The sequence below is a fragment of the Pseudomonas sp. KH_017 genome (genome assembly GCF_057840285.1).
On sequence record NZ_CM174509.1, the window covers coordinates 5312969 to 5333746 of the forward strand.

At 61.2% G+C, this 20778-nt stretch carries 16 protein-coding genes; 7 read left to right on the forward strand and 9 right to left on the reverse strand.

What is annotated here, in order from left to right:
- Positions 1-40 precede the first annotated feature (40 nt).
- From AC3IT6_RS24115 to AC3IT6_RS24145, 7 genes are all read left to right on the forward strand, one after another.
- Positions 41-1009: a LysR family transcriptional regulator gene (locus AC3IT6_RS24115; RefSeq protein ID WP_008050110.1), complete on the forward strand. Its 969-nt coding sequence runs from the start codon at positions 41-43 to the stop codon at positions 1007-1009.
- A 628-nt stretch (positions 1010-1637) separates the two neighbouring features.
- Positions 1638-2798, forward strand: coding sequence for an efflux RND transporter periplasmic adaptor subunit (locus tag AC3IT6_RS24120; protein ID WP_489353299.1), 1161 nt, complete (start codon positions 1638-1640; stop codon positions 2796-2798).
- The gene (locus AC3IT6_RS24125) at positions 2795-5896 is read left to right on the forward strand and encodes a multidrug efflux RND transporter permease subunit (protein WP_489353301.1); all 3102 of its coding nucleotides are present in this window, start codon (positions 2795-2797) and stop codon (positions 5894-5896) included. The genes AC3IT6_RS24120 and AC3IT6_RS24125 overlap by 4 nt, the downstream gene beginning before the upstream one ends.
- A gap of 9 nt (positions 5897-5905) precedes the next feature.
- The gene (locus AC3IT6_RS24130) at positions 5906-6583 is read left to right on the forward strand and encodes a heavy metal response regulator transcription factor (RefSeq protein WP_223447766.1); all 678 of its coding nucleotides are present in this window, start codon (positions 5906-5908) and stop codon (positions 6581-6583) included.
- Positions 6573-7937 carry a heavy metal sensor histidine kinase gene (locus AC3IT6_RS24135; RefSeq protein ID WP_489353304.1) on the forward strand — a complete coding sequence of 455 codons (1365 nt, stop codon included), beginning with the start codon at positions 6573-6575 and terminating at the stop codon, positions 7935-7937. The genes AC3IT6_RS24130 and AC3IT6_RS24135 overlap by 11 nt, the downstream gene beginning before the upstream one ends.
- A 176-nt stretch (positions 7938-8113) precedes the next feature.
- Positions 8114-8338 carry a hypothetical protein gene (locus AC3IT6_RS24140; RefSeq protein WP_150727948.1) on the forward strand — a complete coding sequence of 75 codons (225 nt, stop codon included), beginning with the start codon at positions 8114-8116 and terminating at the stop codon, positions 8336-8338.
- Between the two features lie 247 nt (positions 8339-8585).
- Positions 8586-10088, forward strand: a complete 1503-nt coding sequence (locus AC3IT6_RS24145; protein ID WP_489353306.1) for a diguanylate cyclase — start codon at positions 8586-8588, stop codon at positions 10086-10088.
- Between the two features lie 190 nt (positions 10089-10278).
- On the opposite strand, the gene lpxC is transcribed toward AC3IT6_RS24145, so the two are convergent.
- The 9 genes from lpxC to murD all read right to left on the reverse strand — a co-directional run bounded on the left by lpxC (position 10279) and on the right by murD (position 20774).
- Positions 10279-11190, reverse strand: a complete 912-nt coding sequence (gene lpxC, locus AC3IT6_RS24150; protein WP_007916984.1) for a UDP-3-O-acyl-N-acetylglucosamine deacetylase — start codon at positions 11188-11190, stop codon at positions 10279-10281.
- 112 nt (positions 11191-11302) lie between these two features.
- Entirely contained in the window at positions 11303-12499 is a 1197-nt protein-coding gene (gene ftsZ, locus AC3IT6_RS24155) for a cell division protein FtsZ (protein ID WP_489353308.1), read from the reverse strand.
- A gap of 72 nt (positions 12500-12571) precedes the next feature.
- Positions 12572-13831: a cell division protein FtsA gene (gene ftsA, locus AC3IT6_RS24160; RefSeq protein WP_007972611.1), complete on the reverse strand. Its 1260-nt coding sequence runs from the start codon at positions 13829-13831 to the stop codon at positions 12572-12574.
- Positions 13832-13846: 15 nt separating this feature from the next.
- Entirely contained in the window at positions 13847-14716 is an 870-nt protein-coding gene (locus tag AC3IT6_RS24165; RefSeq protein ID WP_223442412.1) for a cell division protein FtsQ/DivIB, read from the reverse strand.
- Between the two features lie 4 nt (positions 14717-14720).
- Complete coding sequence (locus AC3IT6_RS24170) at positions 14721-15704, reverse strand: D-alanine--D-alanine ligase (RefSeq protein ID WP_223442416.1); 984 nt, start codon at positions 15702-15704, stop codon at positions 14721-14723.
- A complete protein-coding gene (murC, locus tag AC3IT6_RS24175) occupies positions 15701-17161 on the reverse strand; it encodes a UDP-N-acetylmuramate--L-alanine ligase (protein WP_150727953.1) in 1461 nt (486 codons plus the stop codon). Before murC ends, AC3IT6_RS24170 begins: the two co-directional genes overlap by 4 nt.
- Positions 17154-18224: an undecaprenyldiphospho-muramoylpentapeptide beta-N-acetylglucosaminyltransferase gene (gene murG, locus AC3IT6_RS24180; RefSeq protein WP_223442419.1), complete on the reverse strand. Its 1071-nt coding sequence runs from the start codon at positions 18222-18224 to the stop codon at positions 17154-17156. Before murG ends, murC begins: the two co-directional genes overlap by 8 nt.
- A complete protein-coding gene (gene ftsW, locus AC3IT6_RS24185; protein ID WP_150727955.1) occupies positions 18214-19431 on the reverse strand; it encodes a putative lipid II flippase FtsW in 1218 nt (405 codons plus the stop codon). The genes murG and ftsW overlap by 11 nt, the downstream gene beginning before the upstream one ends.
- A complete protein-coding gene (murD, locus tag AC3IT6_RS24190) occupies positions 19428-20774 on the reverse strand; it encodes a UDP-N-acetylmuramoyl-L-alanine--D-glutamate ligase (protein WP_489353312.1) in 1347 nt (448 codons plus the stop codon). Before murD ends, ftsW begins: the two co-directional genes overlap by 4 nt.
- Between the last annotated feature and the right edge of the window lie 4 nt (positions 20775-20778).

The following is a 20778-nucleotide window of genomic DNA, read 5'->3' on the forward strand; positions in this document are numbered from 1 at the left end:
ACTTCGTGTCACAATTTGTCATTCGACGAGAGAGCACCCCATGGACACTTTGCAAAACATGCGCGCCTTCAGTTACGTGGCCGAAGCCGGCAGCTTCACCGCCGCCGCCGTGCAACTGGACACCACCACGGCCAACGTCTCGCGCGCGGTCTCCAACCTGGAAGCCCACCTGCAAACCCGCCTGCTCAACCGAACGACCCGCCGCATCGCCCTGACCGAAGCCGGCAAGCGTTACCTGCTGCGCTGCGAACAGATCCTGGCCTACGTCGAAGAAGCCGAAGCCGAGGCCAGCGACGCCCACGCGCGCCCGGCCGGACAACTGAAAGTGCACACCATGACCGGCATCGGCCAGCACTTCGTGATCGACGCCATCGCCCGCTACCGCAAGACCCACCCGGACGTGACCTTCGACCTGACCATGGCCAACCGCGTACCGGACCTGCTCGACGAGGGTTACGACGTGTCCATCGTCCTCGCCAGCGAACTGCCCGATTCGGGTTTCGTCTCCCAGCGCCTGGGCATCACCTACAGCATCGTTTGCGCCTCGCCGGCCTACGTCAAAACCAACGGCTGCGCACAAAAACCCAGCGACCTGCTCAACCACGCCTGCCTGCGCCTGGTCAGCCCGGTGATTCCGCTGGAGAAATGGGCCTTCGACGGTCCTGATGGCCAGGAAATGGTCACCATCAACAGCTCACCCTTCCTGGTGAACTCCGCCGACGCGATGAAATCCGCGATCATCAGCGGCATGGGCGTTGGCGTCCTGCCGCTGTACGCCGCAATAGAAGGCCTGCGCAACGGCACGCTGGTGCGCGTGATGCCCAACTACCGCTCCCAGGAACTGAACCTGTATGCGATCTACCCGTCGCGCCAGTACCTGGATGCGAAGATCAAGACCTGGGTCGAGTATTTGCGCGGATCGTTGCCGGAATTGCTGGCGGCGCATCAGGCGGAATTGGCGGCGTATGAACTGAGCGGGAGTCTGGGTGGGGTTCGGGTGGCGAACTGATCCATCGGTTCAAAGATTGATCCCTTATGGGAGCGAGCCTGATCGCGATGGCGTTCTCACATTCAAATCTCTGTGGGCAGATACACCGCCATCGCGAGCAAGCTCGCTCCCACAGAAGAACAAAAGCAGAGCAGCATCCACCACCGCGTCGCTCTTCACCACTCATCAGGCCGAGCGTTAGCTCGCCTGCAGCTCTTGATCTTGATCCACCCGCCCCCTCGGGAGGCTGAGTGGAGGTGTTCATCCGGGGATTGGCGCGCAGCGCCGTTCGACGCAGTCGAACTCATTGCATGTAGGTCGTCGCGAAGCCGACCGGAGGGCAATGCCCCCGGATGAATGCCGAGCGAAGGAACCCCGAGCCCAGGCGAGGGGCCGTACGTAAGGGGCGAGACCTTTTGGTTCCTTTTGGGGCGTTTGCCAAAAGGGACTCGCCGTAAGGGCGAAACCATAGGTGGCCTTTACCGAAGAAACGGATATGTACACGGTCAACCAAGAACATGGTCGGCCCATAGGCCGCCAAGGCAACCCAAACTGACAGCGCCGTCAGTTAGCCGTCACCCTCCTGACCGGCAAACAGGTTTATAAAGGAAAATACCAACCGTCTACCCAGCCCCGGCGCCCCACTCGCATGCGAATCCAGAAAAAATCCGCCCTGCTCGTCGCCCTTCTGATCGTCCTGGCAGCGCTGGGCATGTGGTACGCGACCAAACCGGCCAAAGCCAAACTCGCCACCCCCACCGCCATCCCCGTGCGCGTGGTCGCCGTCGCCGAAAAAGACGTGCCGCGCTACGTCAGCGGCATCGGTTCGGTACTGTCCCTGCACAGCGTCGTAGTCCGCCCACAAATCGACGGCATTCTCACCAAAATCATGGTCAAGGAAGGCCAACTGGTGAAAAAAGACGATCTGCTGGCCACCATCGACGACCGGTCGATCCGCGCCAGCCTCGACCAGGCCCGGGCACAACTGGGCGAAAGCCAGGCGCAACTGCAAGTGGCGCTGGTCAACCTTAAACGCTACAAACTGCTGAGCGTTGACGACGGCGTTTCCAAGCAGACCTACGACCAGCAACAGGCGCTGGTGAACCAACTCAAAGCCACCGCCCAAGGCAATCAGGCTTCAATCGACGCAGCTCAGGTACAACTTTCCTACACGCAGATTCGTTCCCCAGTGACCGGTCGCGTCGGCATTCGCACCGTGGATGAAGGCAACTTCCTGCGCATGACCGACACCCAGGGCCTGTTCACGGTGACCCAGATCGACCCGATCGCCGTGGAATTCTCCCTGCCGCAGCAAATGCTGCCGACCCTGCAAGGCCTGATCAACGACCCACAGCACGCCCGGGTCAAGGCCTACATCGGGGCCGACACCGACGGCGAAACCGGCAACCTGCTCGGCGAAGGTCACCTGACCCTGATCGACAACCAGATCAACGCCAGCACCGGCACCATCCGCGCCAAGGCCGAGTTCGATAATCCGAGGCAGAAGCTCTGGCCGGGCCTGCTGGTGACGGTAAAGATTCAGACAGCCCTGGATAAAGATGCGCTGGTGGTGCCGCCGACAGTCGTACAACGCGGCCTCGACCAGCACTTCGTGTACCGGATCAATGGCGACAAGGTCGAAGCCGTGCAGGTGCAGATGGTTTATCAAGGCAGCGGCCAGGACATCATCAAGGGTGTGAAGCCGGGTGATGTACTGGTCAGCGATGGTCAGTCGCGGCTCAAGCCCGGCGCTACTGTGCAAGTGCTGACCGAACCGCCTCAAGTGGTGCGATCGGAGGCGGCGCAATGAAGGGCCATGGTTCGGTTTCAGCCTGGTGCATCGACCACCCGGTGGCCACGGTCCTGTTGACGTTCGCCATGGTGCTGCTGGGTGTCATCGCGTTTCCGCGCCTGCCGGTAGCGCCGTTGCCGGAGGCAGAATTCCCGACCATCCAGGTGGCCGCGCAACTGCCCGGCGCCAGCCCGGAAACCATGGCTTCCTCGGTGGCCACGCCTCTTGAAGTGCAATTCAGTGCCATTCCCGGCGTGACCCAGATGACCTCAAGCAGTGCACTGGGCTCGACCATCCTGACCCTGCAATTCACCCTCGACAAGAGCATCGACACCGCCGCCCAGGAAGTGCAGGCGGCGATCAACACTGCCGCGGGCAAGCTGCCCAAGGACATGCCGAACCTGCCGACCTGGCGCAAGGTCAACCCGGCCGACAGCCCGGTGCTGATCCTCAGCGTCAACTCGTCGCTGATGCCAGGCCCTGAGCTCAGCGACCTGACGGAAACCCTGTTGTCCCGTCAGCTCAGTCAGGTCGACGGTGTAGGCCAGGTCGTCATCACCGGTCAGCAGCGTCCGGCAATTCGCGTCCAGGTTTCGGCGGACAAGCTCGCGGCCATCGGCCTGACCCTCGCCGACATCCGCCTGGCGATCCAGCAGACCAGCCTCAATCTGGCCAAAGGGGCGCTGTACGGCGAATCGAGCATCTCGACCCTGTCCACCAACGACCAGTTATTCCACCCCGACGAATACAGCCAGCTGATCGTTTCCTACAAGGACGGTGCACCGGTTCATCTGCGCGATGTCGCCAAAGTCGTCAACGGTTCGGAAGATGCCTACATCCAGGCTTGGGCGGGCTCGCAACCGGGGGTCAACCTGGTGATCTTCCGCCAACCAGGCGCCAACATCGTCGAGACCGTGGACCGCATCCAGGCCGCCTTGCCGGCACTGGAAGCGATGCTCCCCGCCTCGGTGCAGGTCAAGACGCTGATCGACCGCACCCAGACCATCCGTGCATCGCTGCATGAAGTGGAAATCACCCTGCTGATTGCAATCATGCTGGTGGTGGCGGTGATGGCGCTGTTCCTGCGCCAACTGTCGGCCACGCTGATCGTGTCGGCAGTGCTCGGCGTGTCACTGATCGCCAGTTTTGCGCTGATGTATGTGATGGGCTTCAGCCTGAACAACCTGACCCTGGTGGCGATCGTGGTCGCCGTGGGCTTTGTGGTGGACGATGCGATCGTGGTGGTGGAGAACATCCACCGGCATCTCGAGGCCGGTGACGGCATGCGCGAGGCGGCGATCAAAGGCGCTGGCGAGATCGGATTTACCGTGGTTTCGATCAGTTTCTCGCTGGTGGCGGCGTTCATTCCGCTGCTGTTCATGGGCGGTGTGGTCGGCCGGCTGTTCAAGGAGTTCGCCCTGACCGCCACCTCCACCATTTTGATTTCGGTGGTGGTTTCGCTGACGTTGGCGCCAACGCTGGCAGCGCTGTTCATGCGGGCACCGGTGCATCACGCTCATAGCAAACCGGGCTTTGGTGAACGTCTGCTGGCGTGGTACGAAAAAGGCCTGCGCCGCGCCCTCGCCCACCAGAAAATGATGATCGGCGTGTTCGCTTTGTCGCTGGGGCTGGCCGTTGCCGGCTACATCTTCATTCCCAAAGGTTTCTTCCCGATCCAGGACACCGGTTTCGTCTTCGGCACCACCGAAGCTGCTGCCGATATTTCCTATGGCGACATGGTGAAAAAACACCTGGCGATGGCCGAAATCGTCGCTGCCGATCCCGCAGTCGAAACGTTTTCACATTCCGTCGGCGTCTCGGGCAGCAACCAGACCATTGCCAACGGCCGCTTCTGGATCACCCTGAAAAAACGCGGGGATCGCGATGTCTCGGCCAGCCAGTTCATCGACCGGATTCGCCCGCAACTGATGAAAGTCCCGGGCATCGTGCTCTACCTGCGTGCAGGGCAAGACATCAACCTCAGCTCCGGCCCGAGCCGCGCCCAGTACCAATACGTGCTCAAGAGCAACGACGGTGCGACCCTCAGCACCTGGACCCAACGCCTGACGGAAAAACTGCGCGCCAACCCGGCCTTCCGCGACATTTCCAACGACCTGCAACTGGGCGGCAGCATCACCCACATCAGCATCGACCGCAGCGCCGCCGCACGTTTCGGCCTCACCGCCAGCGACGTCGACGAAGCCCTGTACGATGCCTTCGGCCAGCGTCAGGTCAATGAATTCCAGACCCAGATCAACCAGTACAACGTGATTCTGGAACTGGATACCAAACAGCGCGGCAAGGCCGAAAGCCTCAACTATTTCTACCTGCGCTCGCCCCTGAGCGGGGAAATGGTGCCGCTGTCGGCCCTGGCCAGGTTCGATGCGCCGACCATCGGCCCGCTGTCCATCGCCCATGACGGGATGTTTCCCGCCGCCAACCTGTCGTTCAACCTGGCCCCCGGCGTGGCGTTGGGCGATGCGGTGATCATGCTCAACCAGGCCAAGGCCGACATCGGCATGCCGACCGCCATCAGAGGCAACTTCCAGGGCGCGGCCCAGGCGTTCCAGAGTTCGCTGGCCAGCCAGCCGTGGCTGATCCTGGCGGCGCTGTTGGCGGTGTACATCATCCTCGGCGTGCTCTACGAGAGCTTCGTGCACCCGCTGACGATCATTTCCACCTTGCCTTCGGCGGGCCTCGGCGCTGTGATCATGCTGTGGATTTGCGGCCAGGACTTTTCGATCATGGCGCTGATCGGGCTGGTGTTGCTGATCGGTATCGTGAAAAAGAACGGCATCCTGATGATCGACTTCGCCCTCGAAGCGCAGCGCAATGGCGGGCTGTCGCCGGAGGATGCGATCTTCAAGGCCTGCATCACGCGGTTCCGGCCGATCATCATGACCACCCTCGCCGCCCTGCTCGGCGCCCTGCCGCTGATGCTCGGCTATGGCACCGGCGCCGAGTTGCGCCAGCCCCTGGGGATCGCCGTTGTCGGCGGCTTGCTGGTGAGCCAGGCGCTGACGCTGTTCACCACGCCGGTCATATACTTGTGGCTGGAGCGGCTATTCCATCGACCTAAACCTGCGCCAGAACCGGTGCTGGCGACCACAGACTGAGGCGGGGTCATGCGCGTTCTGATTATCGAAGACGAAGAAAAAACCGCGGACTACCTGCATCGCGGCCTGACGGAACAGGGTTTCACCGTGGATCTGGCCCGCGATGGTGTGGAAGGCCTGCATCTGGCGCTGGAGAGCGACTACGCGGTGATCGTCCTCGACGTGATGCTGCCGGGCCTCGACGGCTTCGGTGTGTTGCGCGCCCTGCGTGCGCGCAAGCAAACCCCGGTGATCATGCTCACCGCCCGCGAGCGTGTCGAAGACCGCATCAAGGGCCTGCGTGAAGGCGCCGATGACTATCTGGGCAAACCGTTTTCCTTCCTTGAACTGGTGGCACGCCTGCAAGCGCTGACCCGGCGCAGCGGCGGTCATGAGCCGGTGCAGGTGAGCATCGCTGACCTGTGGATAGATTTGATCAGCCGCAAGGCCACCCGCGCCGGCACACGTCTGGAGCTGACCGCCAAGGAGTTCTCGCTGCTCAGCGTACTGGCCCGGCGCCAGGGCGAAATCCTCTCGAAAACCGCCATTGCCGAGATGGTCTGGGACATCAATTTCGACAGCGACGCCAACGTCGTCGAAGTCGCGATCAAACGCCTGCGGGCCAAGCTCGACGGGCCGTTCGAAGAGAAACTGCTGCACACCATTCGCGGCATGGGTTATGTGCTGGAGAGCCGTGGTGTCCAGTAATTCCATTGCCTTGCGTCTGAGCGGAATGTTCACGCTGGTGGCGCTTCTGGTCTTTCTGTTGATCGGTTGGGCGCTGTACCAGCAGGTCGACAAAGGCCTGGGCCTGTTGCCAGAAGCCGAACTGGATGCACGCTACAGCGTGCTCGAATCCACGGTCGGCCGCTACGGCACGCCCGAGCACTGGGTGAAGATCAACAACAAGCTCAACCTGCTGAGCGAAGAAGACAAGCGCATCAGTTTCTGGATCATCAGCGGCGATCCGCACTACGAATACGGCAACCTGACACCACAGATCCGCGCCTTTGCCCAAGGGCCGCTAGGTACGCGCGACATGCATCTGCCGGATCACCCATATCCGCAGAAAGTGCTGGTCAGCGAATTCCCGGCCAAGGATCAGCGCCCAGCGCTGCGCTTCATGATCGCCATCGACACCGAAACGTTTTTCCATACCCAGCATCACCTGCTGGTCGCGCTGATCAGCCTGGCGATTGTCGGCGTCCTGCTGGCCTCGGCACTGGGTTATTGGGTGGCGCGGATCGGGCTCAAGCCGCTGATCAAACTGTCCCAGGAAGCCCAGCGCCTGGCCCCGCCGTTGCGCTCGGGGCGCTTGCGATTGTCACCATTGCCGCCGGAACTCGATCAATTCGTCAGCTCCTTCAACTCGACCCTGGAACGGGTCGAGCAGGCCTACTCGCGCCTTGAATCATTCAATGCCGACGTCGCCCACGAACTGCGCTCGCCATTGACCAACCTGATCGGCCAGACCCAGGTCGCATTGACCCGCGGGCGCTCCGCCGAGCATTACTTCGAAGTGCTGCAATCGAACCTCGAAGAGCTTGAGCGACTGCGTTCGATCATCAACGACATGCTGTTCCTCGCCAGCGCCGATCAGGGCAGCAAGGCGACCAAACTCACCTCGACCTCGCTGGCCGATGAGGTAGCCACGACCCTGGAATATCTGGACTTCATTCTCGAAGACGCTCAGGTCCAGGTTGAGGTCAGTGGTGACGCGCAAGTGCGGATCGAGATCGCCCATCTGCGCCGGGCGTTGATCAACTTGTTGAATAACGCGGTGCAGCACACCGCGCCCGGGCAGGTGATTCAAGTGCGGATCGAAGCCCAGGAGCATCAAGTCAGCATCGGCGTCGCCAACCCCGGCTCGCCGATTGCCAGTGAGCATCTGCCGCGCCTGTTCGAGCGTTTCTACCGGGTCGATGCGTCACGCAGCAACAGCGGCCACAATCACGGTCTGGGGCTGGCAATCGTCAAGGCGATTGCGTTGATGCATGGTGGGGATGTGTTCGTGCGTAGTGATCATGGGATGAATACGTTCGGCATACACCTGCCCGTCTGAAACACACAAACTACTGTGGTGAGCGAGCAAGATCCCTCGCCACAAAAACGCTCGACACCGCCAACTGTTGCTCATGCCGCAACAGTCCTTTCATGAATCCACTCTTTTTCCCCTCCCCCAAGATCCTTATCTTTGCCCGCACCAAACAGCACTTGCCAAGCAAGAAGGTATTAAAGATGTCCAACAGTATGGGTATTGCCAGCGCTTTCGTTTTGTCCTCTTTGTTCCTGTCGCCGTTGGCGATGGCGGAAGAATCGCAGACTTTCGTTGCGCATAACGCCGCACGCGCTGCAACGTTCGAAGAGCATCGGATCGAGATGACAGCCAAGGCTGTGCAAGACGCCCAAGCCCCGCAAGCATCCAGCATCCAGGCCCAGCCACGGGTCGAAAAAGACAGCTGATCTGCACCGATCACTCCCGTTTCCCTCGACACTTTTCATCGGCTCTTCCCTTTGAAAAGTTGTCTTCAAAGCCGCTGCTGTCAGCGGCTTTTTTGATAGTGGCGACTCGACCTTCATTGCAATTTCTGCAACGAAAGTCACTGACGCCCACGCCATTGATCAATCGCACGAGCAACAGGAACGATTCACTCGGCTGCTGCGTTTATGCAACTACGCTTACAGCGTCCCTTTAGCAGACGTCAGCCCTATGACCGCAAGCCGTACCGCACATTTTCAAGGCCCACCCGGGCGACCCGAGATCATGGTGATCGTCGGCAGCACCCTGACAGTCATCTCGATCCTGTGCATCGTCACTTTCCTGCTGATCCGCGAACACGCCAATGCCCAGCAGACCGCCACACGCAGCGCGACCACCATCGCGCAACTGATCGATGCCGATGTCCTGCGTACGGTCGAGCTCTATGACTTGACCTTGCAGGGCCTGATTGCCGCCGCCCAACGGGACGACCTGAAACAGGTTTCGCCGCAGATCCGCCATCTGGTGCTGTTCGACCGCTCTACCACTGCGCGCTACAAGGGCGACATCCTGTTGCTGGACAAGCACGGCGACGTGCTGGCCGACTCATCATTGATCGAACCGAAACCGGGCAACTTCGCTGACCGCGATTATTTCCTGGCCCATACCTTCAATCGTGACTCCGGCATGTTTATCAGCCGACCGTTCAAGCCGCGCTGCGACTGCGATGACAGCGACGAATGGCGCATCAGTTTCAGTCGGCGCATTTCTTCGCCCACGGGTGAGTTCCTGGGGGTTGCGGTGGCGTCGATGCGCATGAGCTACTTCGACCAGCTGTTCAACAGCCTCGAAATCGGCTCCGGCAGTACGCTGGGCATCATCAACGATGACGGGATTCTCCTGGCGCAGAAACCGTACCGGGAACAAAACGTCATCGGCAAAAGCTTCTCCAGCCGCCCCAACGTCGTACGCATGCTGCGCGAGCGCAGTGGCACCTTTGAAAGTGTGTCGAGTGTCGACCAACAACGGCGCCTGTACACCTTTACCCGGGTCGGCAATCTGCCGCTGACCGTCATCGTGGCCCTTTCCATCGATGAAGTGTTCGCCACCTGGAACCGCACGGCCTATGTGATCAGCGGTGCTACCGGCGTTTTGTGCATCGGCCTGTTGTGGCTGACCTGGCTGCTCTGCCGCGAGCTGCGACTGCGCCAATATGCCGAGCAGGAATTGGCGCAACTGGCGGCTACCGATGCCTTGACCGGCGTGGCCAACCGTCGATCCCTTGATCAGACCCTGCGCCATGAATGGTTTCGCGCGCAGCGCAGTGGCAAGCCGTTGTCGTTGCTGATGATCGATGCCGATCACTTCAAGGCCTTCAATGACCGGCACGGGCATCAGGCCGGCGACGAAGCCTTGCGGGCATTGGCCGAGGTCATCCGCGCCAATGTCCATCGTCCGGCGGACCTGGTGGCTCGCTATGGTGGCGAAGAGTTTTCAGTGGTCCTGGCCGAAACTGGCAGTGAAGGCGCGCAGCAGATCGCCGAACATATCCGCGAGGCGGTGCAAAAACTGTCACTGGTGGACGCCGGTGAGCCGCCGATGAGCGTGAGTATCGGCATTGCCACCTGGACAGCGGCCAGCGATATCAACCTGGAGCAATTGCTGTTCAGTGCGGACAAGGCGTTGTATCAGGCCAAGGAAGGGGGGCGTAACCGGGTGGTGTGCGCCGGCTGAATTCTATGCTGAATCGACTGGCCTCTTCGTCGGAACGCCGCCCGGATCAAGCCCGCTCCCACAGGGAATCGCGGTCAACTGTGGGAGCGGGCTTGCTCGCGAAAGCGGCCTGTCAGGCAACACAAACTTCGGACATAAAAAAAAAAGGCCACCCGAAGGTAGCCCTTAAAAAACTAGAGAGATTTTTTGCTTACACGGCCGCAACCGGACGCATGTAAGAGATCGGTGCAGTGCTGGCGTCTTCGAACGTCACGACTTCCCAGGCATCTGTCTGCTCAATCAACTTGCGCAGCAGCTGGTTGTTCAGTGCGTGGCCGGACTTGAAGCCCTTGAACTCACCAATCAGGCTATTGCCCAGCAGGTAGAGGTCACCAATTGCATCGAGAATCTTGTGCTTCACGAATTCGTCTTCATAACGAAGGCCGTCTTCGTTCAGTACGCCATCGGCGTCGACCACAATAGCGTTTTCAACGCTGCCGCCGAGTGCGAGGTTGTGCTTGCGCAGGTACTCGATGTCACTCATGAAACCGAAAGTACGGGCGCGGCTGACTTCTTTTACGAACGAAGTGCTGGAAAAATCCACGCTTGCACTTTGGGTGCGGTCCCGGAAAACCGGGTGATCGAAATCGATCTCGAAGCTCACCTTGAACCCTTCGAAAGGGACGAAAGTGGCGCGCTTGTCGCCGTCTTCCACTGTCACTTCACGCAGGATGCGGATGAATTTCTTGGCGGCGTCCTGTTCTTCCAGGCCAGCCGATTGAATCAGGAATACGAAGGGTCCAGCGCTGCCATCCATGATCGGGACTTCGGACGCGGAGAGCTCGACGTAGGCGTTATCGATGCCCAGGCCAGCCATGGCCGAGAGCAAGTGCTCTACCGTGTCCACTTTGACGTCGCCATTGATCAGCGTGGTCGACATAGTGGTTTCACCGACGTTTTCCGCGCGGGCAGGAATCTGCACCACAGGGTCGAGGTCAGCGCGACAAAACACAATGCCAGTGTCGACAGGCGCAGGCTTGAGGGTCAGGTAGACCTTCTCCCCGGAGTGCAGGCCTACACCTGTGGCACGGATAATATTTTTCAGTGTGCGTTGTTTAATCATGGCTTGGGCCGCTTCAGCGCAAATTGCGAACTGGTATCAACAAAGGCTGGCGATGATAGCAGACCGAGCCTTTGCTGAACACCAATCACCTTCATAGCCCTGATACATTCCATCAATCGGCCTGACGACGCAGGAAAGCCGGGATGTCCAGGTAGTCCAGGTCATCTTGCGGATTCATTTTCGCGGCAGTCGCAGCACCGGCCTGGGCCTGGTTGCGCATGACGGTCGGACGGTCCAGGTCACGGTAGTTCACCGCTGGAGCTTCCTGACGAACAGGGGCCTGTTGTTGTTGTGGCTGTGCAGACATCGAAGTGTGAACGGTGTTGTCGATGATCTTCACAGGCTTTTCGATTTTAGCGCCTAAACCTGTGGCAACGACAGTCACGTGCAGCTCGTCGCGCATGTCCGGATCGATAACGGTACCGACCTTGACCATCGCGTGCTCGGAAGCGAAGGCTTCGATGATGCTACCCACGTCGGAGTACTCACCCAGGGACAGGTCAGGACCGGCAGTGATGTTCACCAGGATGCCGCGTGCGCCTTGCAGGTTCACGTCTTCGAGCAGCGGGTTGCGGATGGCCGCTTCGGTCGCTTCACGTGCACGGTTCGGACCGCTGGCGCAGCCAGTGCCCATCATCGCCATGCCCATTTCGCTCATCACGGTACGCACGTCGGCGAAGTCGACGTTGATCATGCCCGGACGCTTGATGATGTCGGAGATACCGCGAACGGCACCGGCCAGTACATCGTCGGCCTTGGCGAAAGCCGACAGCAGGCTTGCGTCTTTACCGAGGATGGTCAGCAGCTTCTCGTTGGGAATGGTGATCAACGAGTCGACGCTTTCAGACAGCAGACGGATGCCTTCGTCGGCGATCTGCATGCGCTTGCGGCCTTCGAACGGGAACGGACGAGTCACGACCGCAACGGTCAGGATGCCCATTTCCTTGGCCACTTCGGCGATGATCGGCGCAGCACCGGTACCGGTACCGCCGCCCATGCCAGTGGTGATGAACACCATGTTGGTGCCCTGCAGGACTTCGGCAATGCGCTCACGGTCTTCCAGAGCAGCCTGACGACCTACTTCAGGGTTGGCGCCAGCGCCCAGGCCCTTGGTCACACCGGTACCCAGTTGCAGGATGGTCCGCGCGCCGATGGATTTCAGCGCCTGGGCATCAGTGTTGGCGCAGATGAACTCAACGCCTTCAATGTTGCTCTTGACCATGTGGTTGACAGCGTTGCCGCCGCCACCGCCGACACCGATAACTTTGATTACCGGGCTTGCGGGGATGTTGTCTACGAGTTCGAACATTTTCCCTCTCCTTACATTCTCTAGTTTTTTCGCCTACTGCGTGCTTCGGTGAAACGGTATTGCGGTAAATCTTTAGAAATTGCCCTGGACCCACTTCTTCAGTCGGTCCAGCAACGGTGCCTGTGGCTCTTCGTTGCTGTAGCTGTCGCGGCTGCCGATGCCCGAGAACGAGATGCCGTCTGACTGCTTCTGCAGGCCGTACATCAACAGGCCGACACCGGTGGAATAGATCGGGTTGCGCACTACGTCATCCAGACCTTTCACGCCGTGAGGCACGCCCAGGCGGACCGGCATGTGGAAGATTTCCTCGGCCAGTTCAGTGGCGCCTTCCATCTTCGCGGTACCGCCGGTCAGCACGATGCCGGCCGGGATCAGGTCTTCGTAGCCGCTGCGACGCAGTTCGGCCTGGATCAGCGTGAACAGTTCGTCGTAGCGCGGCTCGACCACTTCGGCCAGGGCCTGGCGGGACAGTTCGCGCGGCGGACGGTCGCCGACGCTTGGCACCTTGATGGTTTCACCGGCACCGGCCAGTTTGGCCAGGGCGCAGGCGTAGCGAATCTTGATTTCTTCGGCGTACTGGGTCGGAGTGCGCAACGCCATGGCGATGTCGTTGGTCACCTGGTCACCGGCAATCGGGATCACGGCGGTGTGACGGATCGCGCCTTCGGTGAAGATCGCGATGTCGGTGGTCCCGCCACCGATGTCCACCAGGCATACGCCCAGCTCTTTCTCGTCATCGGTCAGTACCGAGTACGCGGAAGCCAGTTGCTCGAGAATGATGTCGTCGATTTCCAGACCGCAGCGGCGCACGCATTTTTCAATGTTCTGTGCAGCGTTGACGGCGCAGGTGACCACGTGGACCTTGGCTTCCAGACGCACGCCGGACATGCCCAGCGGCTCGCGGACGCCTTCCTGGTTATCGATCACGTAATCCTGCGGCAGGGTGTGCAGCACACGCTGGTCAGCCGGGATCGCCACGGCCTGGGCAGCGTCGAGCACACGCTCAAGGTCCGCCGAGCTGACTTCGCGATCACGAATCGCCACGATGCCGTGGGAGTTCAGGCTGCGGATGTGATTGCCGGCCACGCCGACGAACGCCGAGTGAATGCGGCAACCAGCCATCAGCTGCGCTTCTTCGATGGCGCGCTGGATCGATTGCACGGTGGATTCAATGTTCACCACCACGCCTTTTTTCAGGCCACGGGACGGATGGGTACCGATCCCGACGATTTCCAGCGTGCCGTCGTCCGCGACCTCGCCCACCAGCGCCACCACCTTGGAGGTGCCGATATCGAGACCGACGATCATTTTGCCGCTTTGCACGTTTGCCATGGGTCCTGCCTCTTCTTAATTCTTCGCGACAGCGGGTTGGGCTGCCGTGGGCGCTACAGGTTCCCGCCAGCCAACAGCGAGGCCGTTGGCGTAGCGCAGATCGATGCGCGCAATGTTCGTAATCTGTTCTTTGAGCGTCTTGTCATAGATGGCGATGAATCGGCGCATCTTTTCCACCTGGTTGCCGCGTCCCAGCAGCAGTTCGATCCCGGGACCCGCGCTGCCGGGGCCGGTGGTCAGGAACCAGCTGCCGCGATCACGCAGTTCCAGGCGAGCTATCGAGAAGCCCAGCGGCCTGAGCATCTGGCTCAGCACCTGGTATTGCTGCATCACTTGCTGTTGAGCCCGCTGCGGGCCGAACAGCTGAGGCAAGTGTTCGTAGTTCGCCAACTCGCGCGGGGTGAAGGCCTGACCCTGGTTGTTCAACAGCGACTCGTCGCCCCAACGGGCCACCGGCAGTTGTTCTTCCAGGCGGATCACCACTTGATCCGGCCACACCCGGCGCACTTCGGCGTGGGCAATCCATGGCATTGTTTCCAGCTCGGTGCGCATGCTCGCCAGGTCGATGGTGAAGAAGCTCGACGCCACGTACGGGGCGATCCGCTGCTGCACCGCTTGCTGGCTGATGTAACTCAAGTCGCCCTGCACGTTGATCCTGGTGATCGGCCGGTCGGCATACGGCAACAGCCGTGTCGCGCCTTCGTAAGTACCGAACCCCAAAGCCACCAGCACTACCGGCCAGAACAGGCTTTTCAGAAAACCGAAATTGGCTTTCGGCAGGCGCGCGGACATCGGCTCTTTGGCCACCATTCGGCTGGCACCCCGCGGTACCGGCTTGCGGCCGGTCGGTGCGGTGGGCTGATGTCTGAGCTGAGCGCCTTGCATGGCCTTAACCTCTCGTCGACTCTTGGTTACCGGCAGCATTACCGGCAACGCTCTGGGCCAGAATGGCCAGAACCAGTTGCTGGAAATCCAGACCGGCGGCACGGGCCGCCATCGGCACCAGGCTGTGATCGGTCATGCCCGGTGCTGTGTTGACTTCCAGGAACCAGAACTGCCCGTCGGCGTCCTGCATCACGTCTGCCCTGCCCCAACCGGCGATACCCAGCGCTTCACAGGCTTTCGCCGTGAGGTCCATGAGTTCCTTTTCCTTGGCGCTGTCCAGACCACACGGAATGCGGTACTGGGTATCGTTGGCGATGTACTTGGCGTCGTAGTCGTAGAAACTGTGCGTCGTGCCCAGAGCGATTGGAGGCAACACCTGGTCACGCAGGGTGGCGATGGTGAACTCCGGACCGTGAATCCATTGCTCGACCAACACTTGCGAATCGTAGGTACTGGCCGCTTTCCATGCGTCGATCAATTCGGACGCGGAACTCACTTTGGCCATACCGATACTTGAACCTTCATGGGCCGGTTTGACGATCAAAGGGAAGCCCAGTTCCGTTGCCGCCGAAATACAATCGGCCTCGCTGCTCAGTACCGCGTGACGTGGGGTCGGAATGCCCAGGCTGTGCCAGACCTGCTTGGTGCGCAGTTTGTCCATGGCCAGGGCCGAAGCCAGGATGCCGCTGCCGGTGTACGGAATACCCAGGCATTCGAGCAAGCCCTGCATGCTGCCGTCTTCACCGCCACGGCCGTGGAGGATGATGAAGGCGCGGTCGATCTTTTCGTTGAGCAGTCGCTGCAGCAGGTCATCGCCCACGTCGAGGCCGAACGCGTCCACACCGGCGCTTTGCAGTGCGTCCAGAACGGCGTTACCCGACTTCAGGGAGACCTCACGCTCGGCACTCTTGCCGCCGAACAGCACGGCGACGCGGCCGAAGTCTTTCGGCGCGATCGTGGAGACCAGGTTGGCGTAGGCAGCAGTCATTTCAACTTCCCCTTCTCCGGCGCGGCGACAGCACCGGCGAACAACTCACTTTTCAACAGTTTTGGTGCGAGACCGCCGATATCGCCGGCGCCCTGGCACAGCAGGATGTCGCCGGCGCGCAGCAGCGGCTTGACCACTGGCGCGAGGTCGACACCACGCTCGATGTAGATCGGATCAAGCTGGCCACGCTGACGGATGCTGTTGCACAGCTTGCGGCTGTCGGCGCCCGGAATCGGCTCTTCGCCGGCCGGATAGACTTCCATCAGCAGCAGTACGTTGGCGTCGGCCAGCACATTGACGAAATCGTCGTACAGGTCACGGGTACGGCTGTAACGGTGCGGCTGGTAGACCATCACCAGGCGGCGCTCCGGCCAGCCGCCGCGTACGGCCTTGATCACGGCCGCGACTTCCGTCGGGTGGTGACCGTAGTCATCGACCAGCATCACATTGCCGCCGTCCACCGGCAGTTCGCCGTAGACCTGGAAGCGTCGGCCGACACCCTGGAACCCGGACAGGCCCTGGACGATGGCTTCATCGCTGACACCTTCATCGGTGGCGATGCAGATGGTTGCCAGTGCGTTCAATACGTTGTGGTTGCCCGGCATGTTCACCGAAACATCCAGCGGCTCGCGGTCAGGGCGCAGCACGGTGAAGAAGGTCTGCATGCCTTGCTGGCGCACGTTGATGGCGCGCACGTCGCAGTCTTCGCCGAAGCCATAGGTGACCGTCGGGCGTTTGACCTGAGGGAGGATTTCACGCACCACCGGATCGTCCAGGCACACCACCGCCAGGCCGTAGAACGGCAGGTTGTGGAGGAATTCGACGAAGGTTTTCTTCAGCTTGTTGAAGTCACCGTCGTAGGTCGCCATGTGATCGGCGTCGATGTTGGTAACCACGGCCACCAGCGGCTGCAAGTGCAGGAAGCTGGCATCGCTTTCGTCGGCTTCGGCGATCAGGTAGCGGCTGGTGCCAAGCTGGGCATTGGTGCCCGCGGCATTCAGGCGTCCACCGATCACGAATGTCGGGTCCAGGCCACCGGCGGCGAACACCGAAGCGATCAGGCTGGTGGTGGTGGTTTTGCCGTGGGTACCGGCAACGGCGATGCCGTGGCGATAACGCATCAGCTCAGCCAGCATCTCTGCACGCGGCACCACCGGGATACGGCGTTCCAGCGCGGTAGCGACTTCCGGGTTGGACGTGTTCACGGCGCTCGACACCACCAGCACATCGGCAGCGGCGGCGTTCTCGGCGCGGTGGCCGATGAAGATCTGCGCCCCGAAGGACTCCAGACGCTCGGTCACCGGCGAAGCCTTCAGGTCGGAACCGGACACTTCATAGCCCAGGTTCAACAACACTTCAGCAATCCCGCACATGCCCACACCGCCGATACCGACGAAGTGGATGCGGCGGATGCGGCGCATTTCCGGTTGCGGCATGGCTTTCTGATTCTCAACCATGGGCCACCTCCAGGCAGCTGTCGACCACGTTACGGGTGGCATCGGGTTTGGCCAGGCGGCGTGCCGCAGTAGCCATTTCGTTGAGTCGTTGTGGTTGCATCAGGACCTCTGTCAGGCGAGCGGCAAGATCCGCTGCACCAGTCGTTCTTTGTGGCATCAGGAAGGCTGCGCCTTCACGGGCCAAATATTCGGCGTTGCGGGTCTGGTGATCGTCGATGGCGTGAGGCAAAGGCACCAGCATCGAGGGCAGACCGGCGGCGGCCAGTTCACTGATGGTCAGCGCGCCTGCGCGGCACACCACCAGGTCGGCCCAGCTGTAGGCTTGGGCCATGTCTTTGATGAAGGGCTGCACCTGCGCCTCGACGCCAGCCGCGCGATAGCGTTCTGCAGTCACTTCATCGTGGTTTTTGCCGGCCTGATGGAACACTTCCGGACGCAAATCGCCAGCGACTTGCGACAGGGCTTCAGGCAGCAGCTTGTTCAACGGCTCTGCGCCCAGGCTTCCGCCCAGGATCAGCAAACGCGCCTTGCGACCGGCCAGGGCAGGTCGCGATGTCTCGAGGAATAGCTCGGTGCGCACCGGATTACCGGTGGTCCGGCGGCTGTCCGACAGGGTAAAGGTGTCGGGGAACGCTTCACAGACTCGGGCGGCCAACGGCACCAGCAACCGATTGGCGGTACCGGCCACGGCGTTCTGCTCGTGAACGATCACCGGCACACCGGCCAGTTTGGCCGCGACACCGCCAGGACCGGTCACAAAACCACCAAATCCGACGACGCAGACCGGCTGCAGACGGCGAATGATCGCCCGCGCCTGCCAGACCGACTTGAACAACATGAACGGTGCCTTGAGCAGGGACAATTTGCCCTTGCCGCGCAGACCGCTGGCGTTGATCCGATGCAACTCGATACCGGCCGCCGGCACCAGATCGTTCTCGATCCCACGCGGGGTGCCGAGCCAGTGCACGGTATAGCCTCGTGCCTGGAATTCTCGGGCACAGGCCAGCGCCGGGAACACGTGGCCACCGGTGCCGCCAGCCATGATCATGACGTTAGCGCCCATGGTTCGGTTCCTCGGCGAAGTCGCTCTCATGGAACTCCATCTCTTCACTGCCCAGGTGGGTTCGACTTTCCCACTCGATGCGCAGCAACAAGCCGAGACAGGCACAGCAGATCACCAACGAACTACCGCCATAGCTGAGGAACGGCAGGGTCAGCCCCTTGGTCGGCAGCAGGCCGACGTTCACGCCGATGTTGATCAGGAATTGACCAATCCACAGGAACGACAGACCGTATGCCACGTAAGCTGCAAAAAACTGCTTGGCCTTTTCAGCCCACAAACCGATGTACATGCCGCGAATACACACAAAGACGAACAGTGCCACGGTGCACAACGAACCCACCGCACCCAGTTCTTCGGCCAGGACCGAGAACACGAAGTCAGTGTGGGCTTCCGGCAGGTAGAACTGTTTTTGCACGCTGTTGCCCAGGCCAACGCCCAGCCATTCGCCGCGACCGAAGGCGATCAATGCCTGGGACAACTGATAGCCGGCGCCGAACTGGTCAGCCCACGGGTCGGCAAAGTTGGTCAGACGCGCCATTCGATAAGGCTGCATTTGAATCAGCAACACCACCGCGCCGACAGCCAGGACCACCATCAGGGAAAAACGGAACAGCCCGACGCCCCCCAGGAACAGCATCGCCGCCGCCGCCCCCATCATCACGACGGTGGCACCGAAGTCCGGCTCCATCAGCAGCAGGCCCGCCATCGGCAGCAGCACGATGAACGGCTTGAAGAAGCCCATCCAGCTTTCACGCACTTCTTTCTGGCGACGCACCAGATAACCGGCGAGGTAGATCACCACGAACACCTTGGCGATCTCGGAAGGCTGGACGTTGAAGAAACTGAAGCCGATCCAGCGCATCGAGCCGTTAACCTCACGGCCGATCCCCGGAATGATCACCATCACCAGCAAGCCGAACGCACCCAGCAGCATCAGCCAGCCCAGGCGTTGCCAGGTGGCTATCGGGATCATCATGGTGACGATGCAGGCCCCCAGGCCCAGCACCGCATAAATAAGGTGGCGAATCATGTAATACAGGGCACTGCCCGACTGCACGGCCGCCACTTCGGTCGATGCCGAGGCGATCATGATCAGCCCAAGACCGAGCAGCGTCAGGCAACCGGCGAGCATCGGGAAGTCGAGGTCGATACCGCGCCCGGTGATGAGCGGCGATGGATACGGCTTGATGATGCCTTTCAGGCTCATGCCAGATCCTCCACGGCTTGGACGAACTGGTGACCACGGTCTTCGTAGTTCTTGAACATGTCGAAACTGGCGCAGGCAGGCGACAGCAGCACCACGTCACCCGGCTGGGCTGCGGCGCGGCATTGCTCGACGGCTTCGACCAGGGAGCCGGCGCGGATCAGCGGTACGGCATCGCCGATGGCCTCGCCGATCTTGTCGGAATCGCGGCCCATCAGGACCACGGCGCGGCAGTTGGCCGCCACCGGATCGCGCAGGTCCTTGAACTCGGCACCCTTGCCGTCGCCACCGGCGATCAGCACGACTTTGCCGTCGATGTCTGCGCCCAAACCTTCGATGGCCGCCAGTGCGGCGCCGACGTTGGTGGCTTTGGAATCGTTGTAATAGCCCACGCCGTCGAGGTCACGGACCCATTGGCAACGATGCTCGAGACCGGCGAAGGTGCGCAGGCTCGACAGCATGGCATCGAATGGCAGGCCGACCGCATGGCCCAGGGCCAGGGCCGCCAGGGCGTTGGACTGGTTGTGGGCGCCGCGAATCTTCAATTCGCGCACCGGCATCAGGTTCTGGAATTCGAAGGCCAGGTATTTCTCGCCGTCTTGTTCACGGATACCAAACGCCTTGAAATCGGGTTTGCTCAGGCCGAAAGTCCAGCATGGCTGCCCTTCGCCCATCAACGGACGACTCAGGGCGTCCTGGCGATTGACCACGAACTGCCTGGCGCCACGGAAGATCCGGTGCTTGGCCAGGTGATAGGCCGGCAGACCACTGTAACGGTCCATGTGGTCTTCGCTGATGTTGAGCACGGTCGCCACTTCGGCGTTGAGCTGATCGGTGGTTTCCAGCTGGAAACTCGACAACTCCATCACGTACAGCTCGATGTCGTCGCTGAGCAAGTCCAACGCCGGGGTACCGAGATTGCCACCGACAGCAACACGTTTGCCGGCCGCAGCCGCCATTTCGCCGACCAGCGTGGTGACGGTACTTTTCGCGTTGGAGCCGCTGATGGCCACGATCGGCGCCTTCGCGTTACGCGCGAACAGCTCGATGTCACCGGACAATTTCACGCCACGGGCGGCGGCGGCCTGCAGGGCCGGGGTCGCCAGCGCCAGGCCGGGGCTCACGTAGAGCTCGTCGGCACGGCACAGGAATTCGACGTCGAGCTCGCCACAACGCACTTCCACGTGCGGATAGTCACGCTTGAGCGTGGCCAGTTCCGGTGGATTTTCCCGCGTATCGGCCACGGCAAACGCCACGCCCCGGTTCGCCAGGAAGCGAACCAGGGACATGCCGCTCTTGCCGAGGCCGACAACGATGCGGAAGTGGTCAGAAGCGATCAGAGACACGTGT

Coding starts and splice junctions, on each gene's coding strand:
- AC3IT6_RS24115 (WP_008050110.1), top strand. CDS start 41: ATGGACACTTTGCAAAACATGCGCGCCTTCAGTTACGTGGCCGAAGCC.
- AC3IT6_RS24120 (WP_489353299.1), top strand. CDS start 1,638: ATGCGAATCCAGAAAAAATCCGCCCTGCTCGTCGCCCTTCTGATCGTC.
- AC3IT6_RS24125 (WP_489353301.1), top strand. CDS start 2,795: ATGAAGGGCCATGGTTCGGTTTCAGCCTGGTGCATCGACCACCCGGTG.
- AC3IT6_RS24130 (WP_223447766.1), top strand. CDS start 5,906: ATGCGCGTTCTGATTATCGAAGACGAAGAAAAAACCGCGGACTACCTG.
- AC3IT6_RS24140 (WP_150727948.1), top strand. CDS start 8,114: ATGTCCAACAGTATGGGTATTGCCAGCGCTTTCGTTTTGTCCTCTTTG.
- AC3IT6_RS24145 (WP_489353306.1), top strand. CDS start 8,586: ATGACCGCAAGCCGTACCGCACATTTTCAAGGCCCACCCGGGCGACCC.
- lpxC (WP_007916984.1), bottom strand. CDS start 11,190: ATGATTAAACAACGCACACTGAAAAATATTATCCGTGCCACAGGTGTA.
- ftsZ (WP_489353308.1), bottom strand. CDS start 12,499: ATGTTCGAACTCGTAGACAACATCCCCGCAAGCCCGGTAATCAAAGTT.
- ftsA (WP_007972611.1), bottom strand. CDS start 13,831: ATGGCAAACGTGCAAAGCGGCAAAATGATCGTCGGTCTCGATATCGGC.
- AC3IT6_RS24165 (WP_223442412.1), bottom strand. CDS start 14,716: ATGCAAGGCGCTCAGCTCAGACATCAGCCCACCGCACCGACCGGCCGC.
- AC3IT6_RS24170 (WP_223442416.1), bottom strand. CDS start 15,704: ATGACTGCTGCCTACGCCAACCTGGTCTCCACGATCGCGCCGAAAGAC.
- murC (WP_150727953.1), bottom strand. CDS start 17,161: ATGGTTGAGAATCAGAAAGCCATGCCGCAACCGGAAATGCGCCGCATC.
- murG (WP_223442419.1), bottom strand. CDS start 18,224: ATGGGCGCTAACGTCATGATCATGGCTGGCGGCACCGGTGGCCACGTG.
- ftsW (WP_150727955.1), bottom strand. CDS start 19,431: ATGAGCCTGAAAGGCATCATCAAGCCGTATCCATCGCCGCTCATCACC.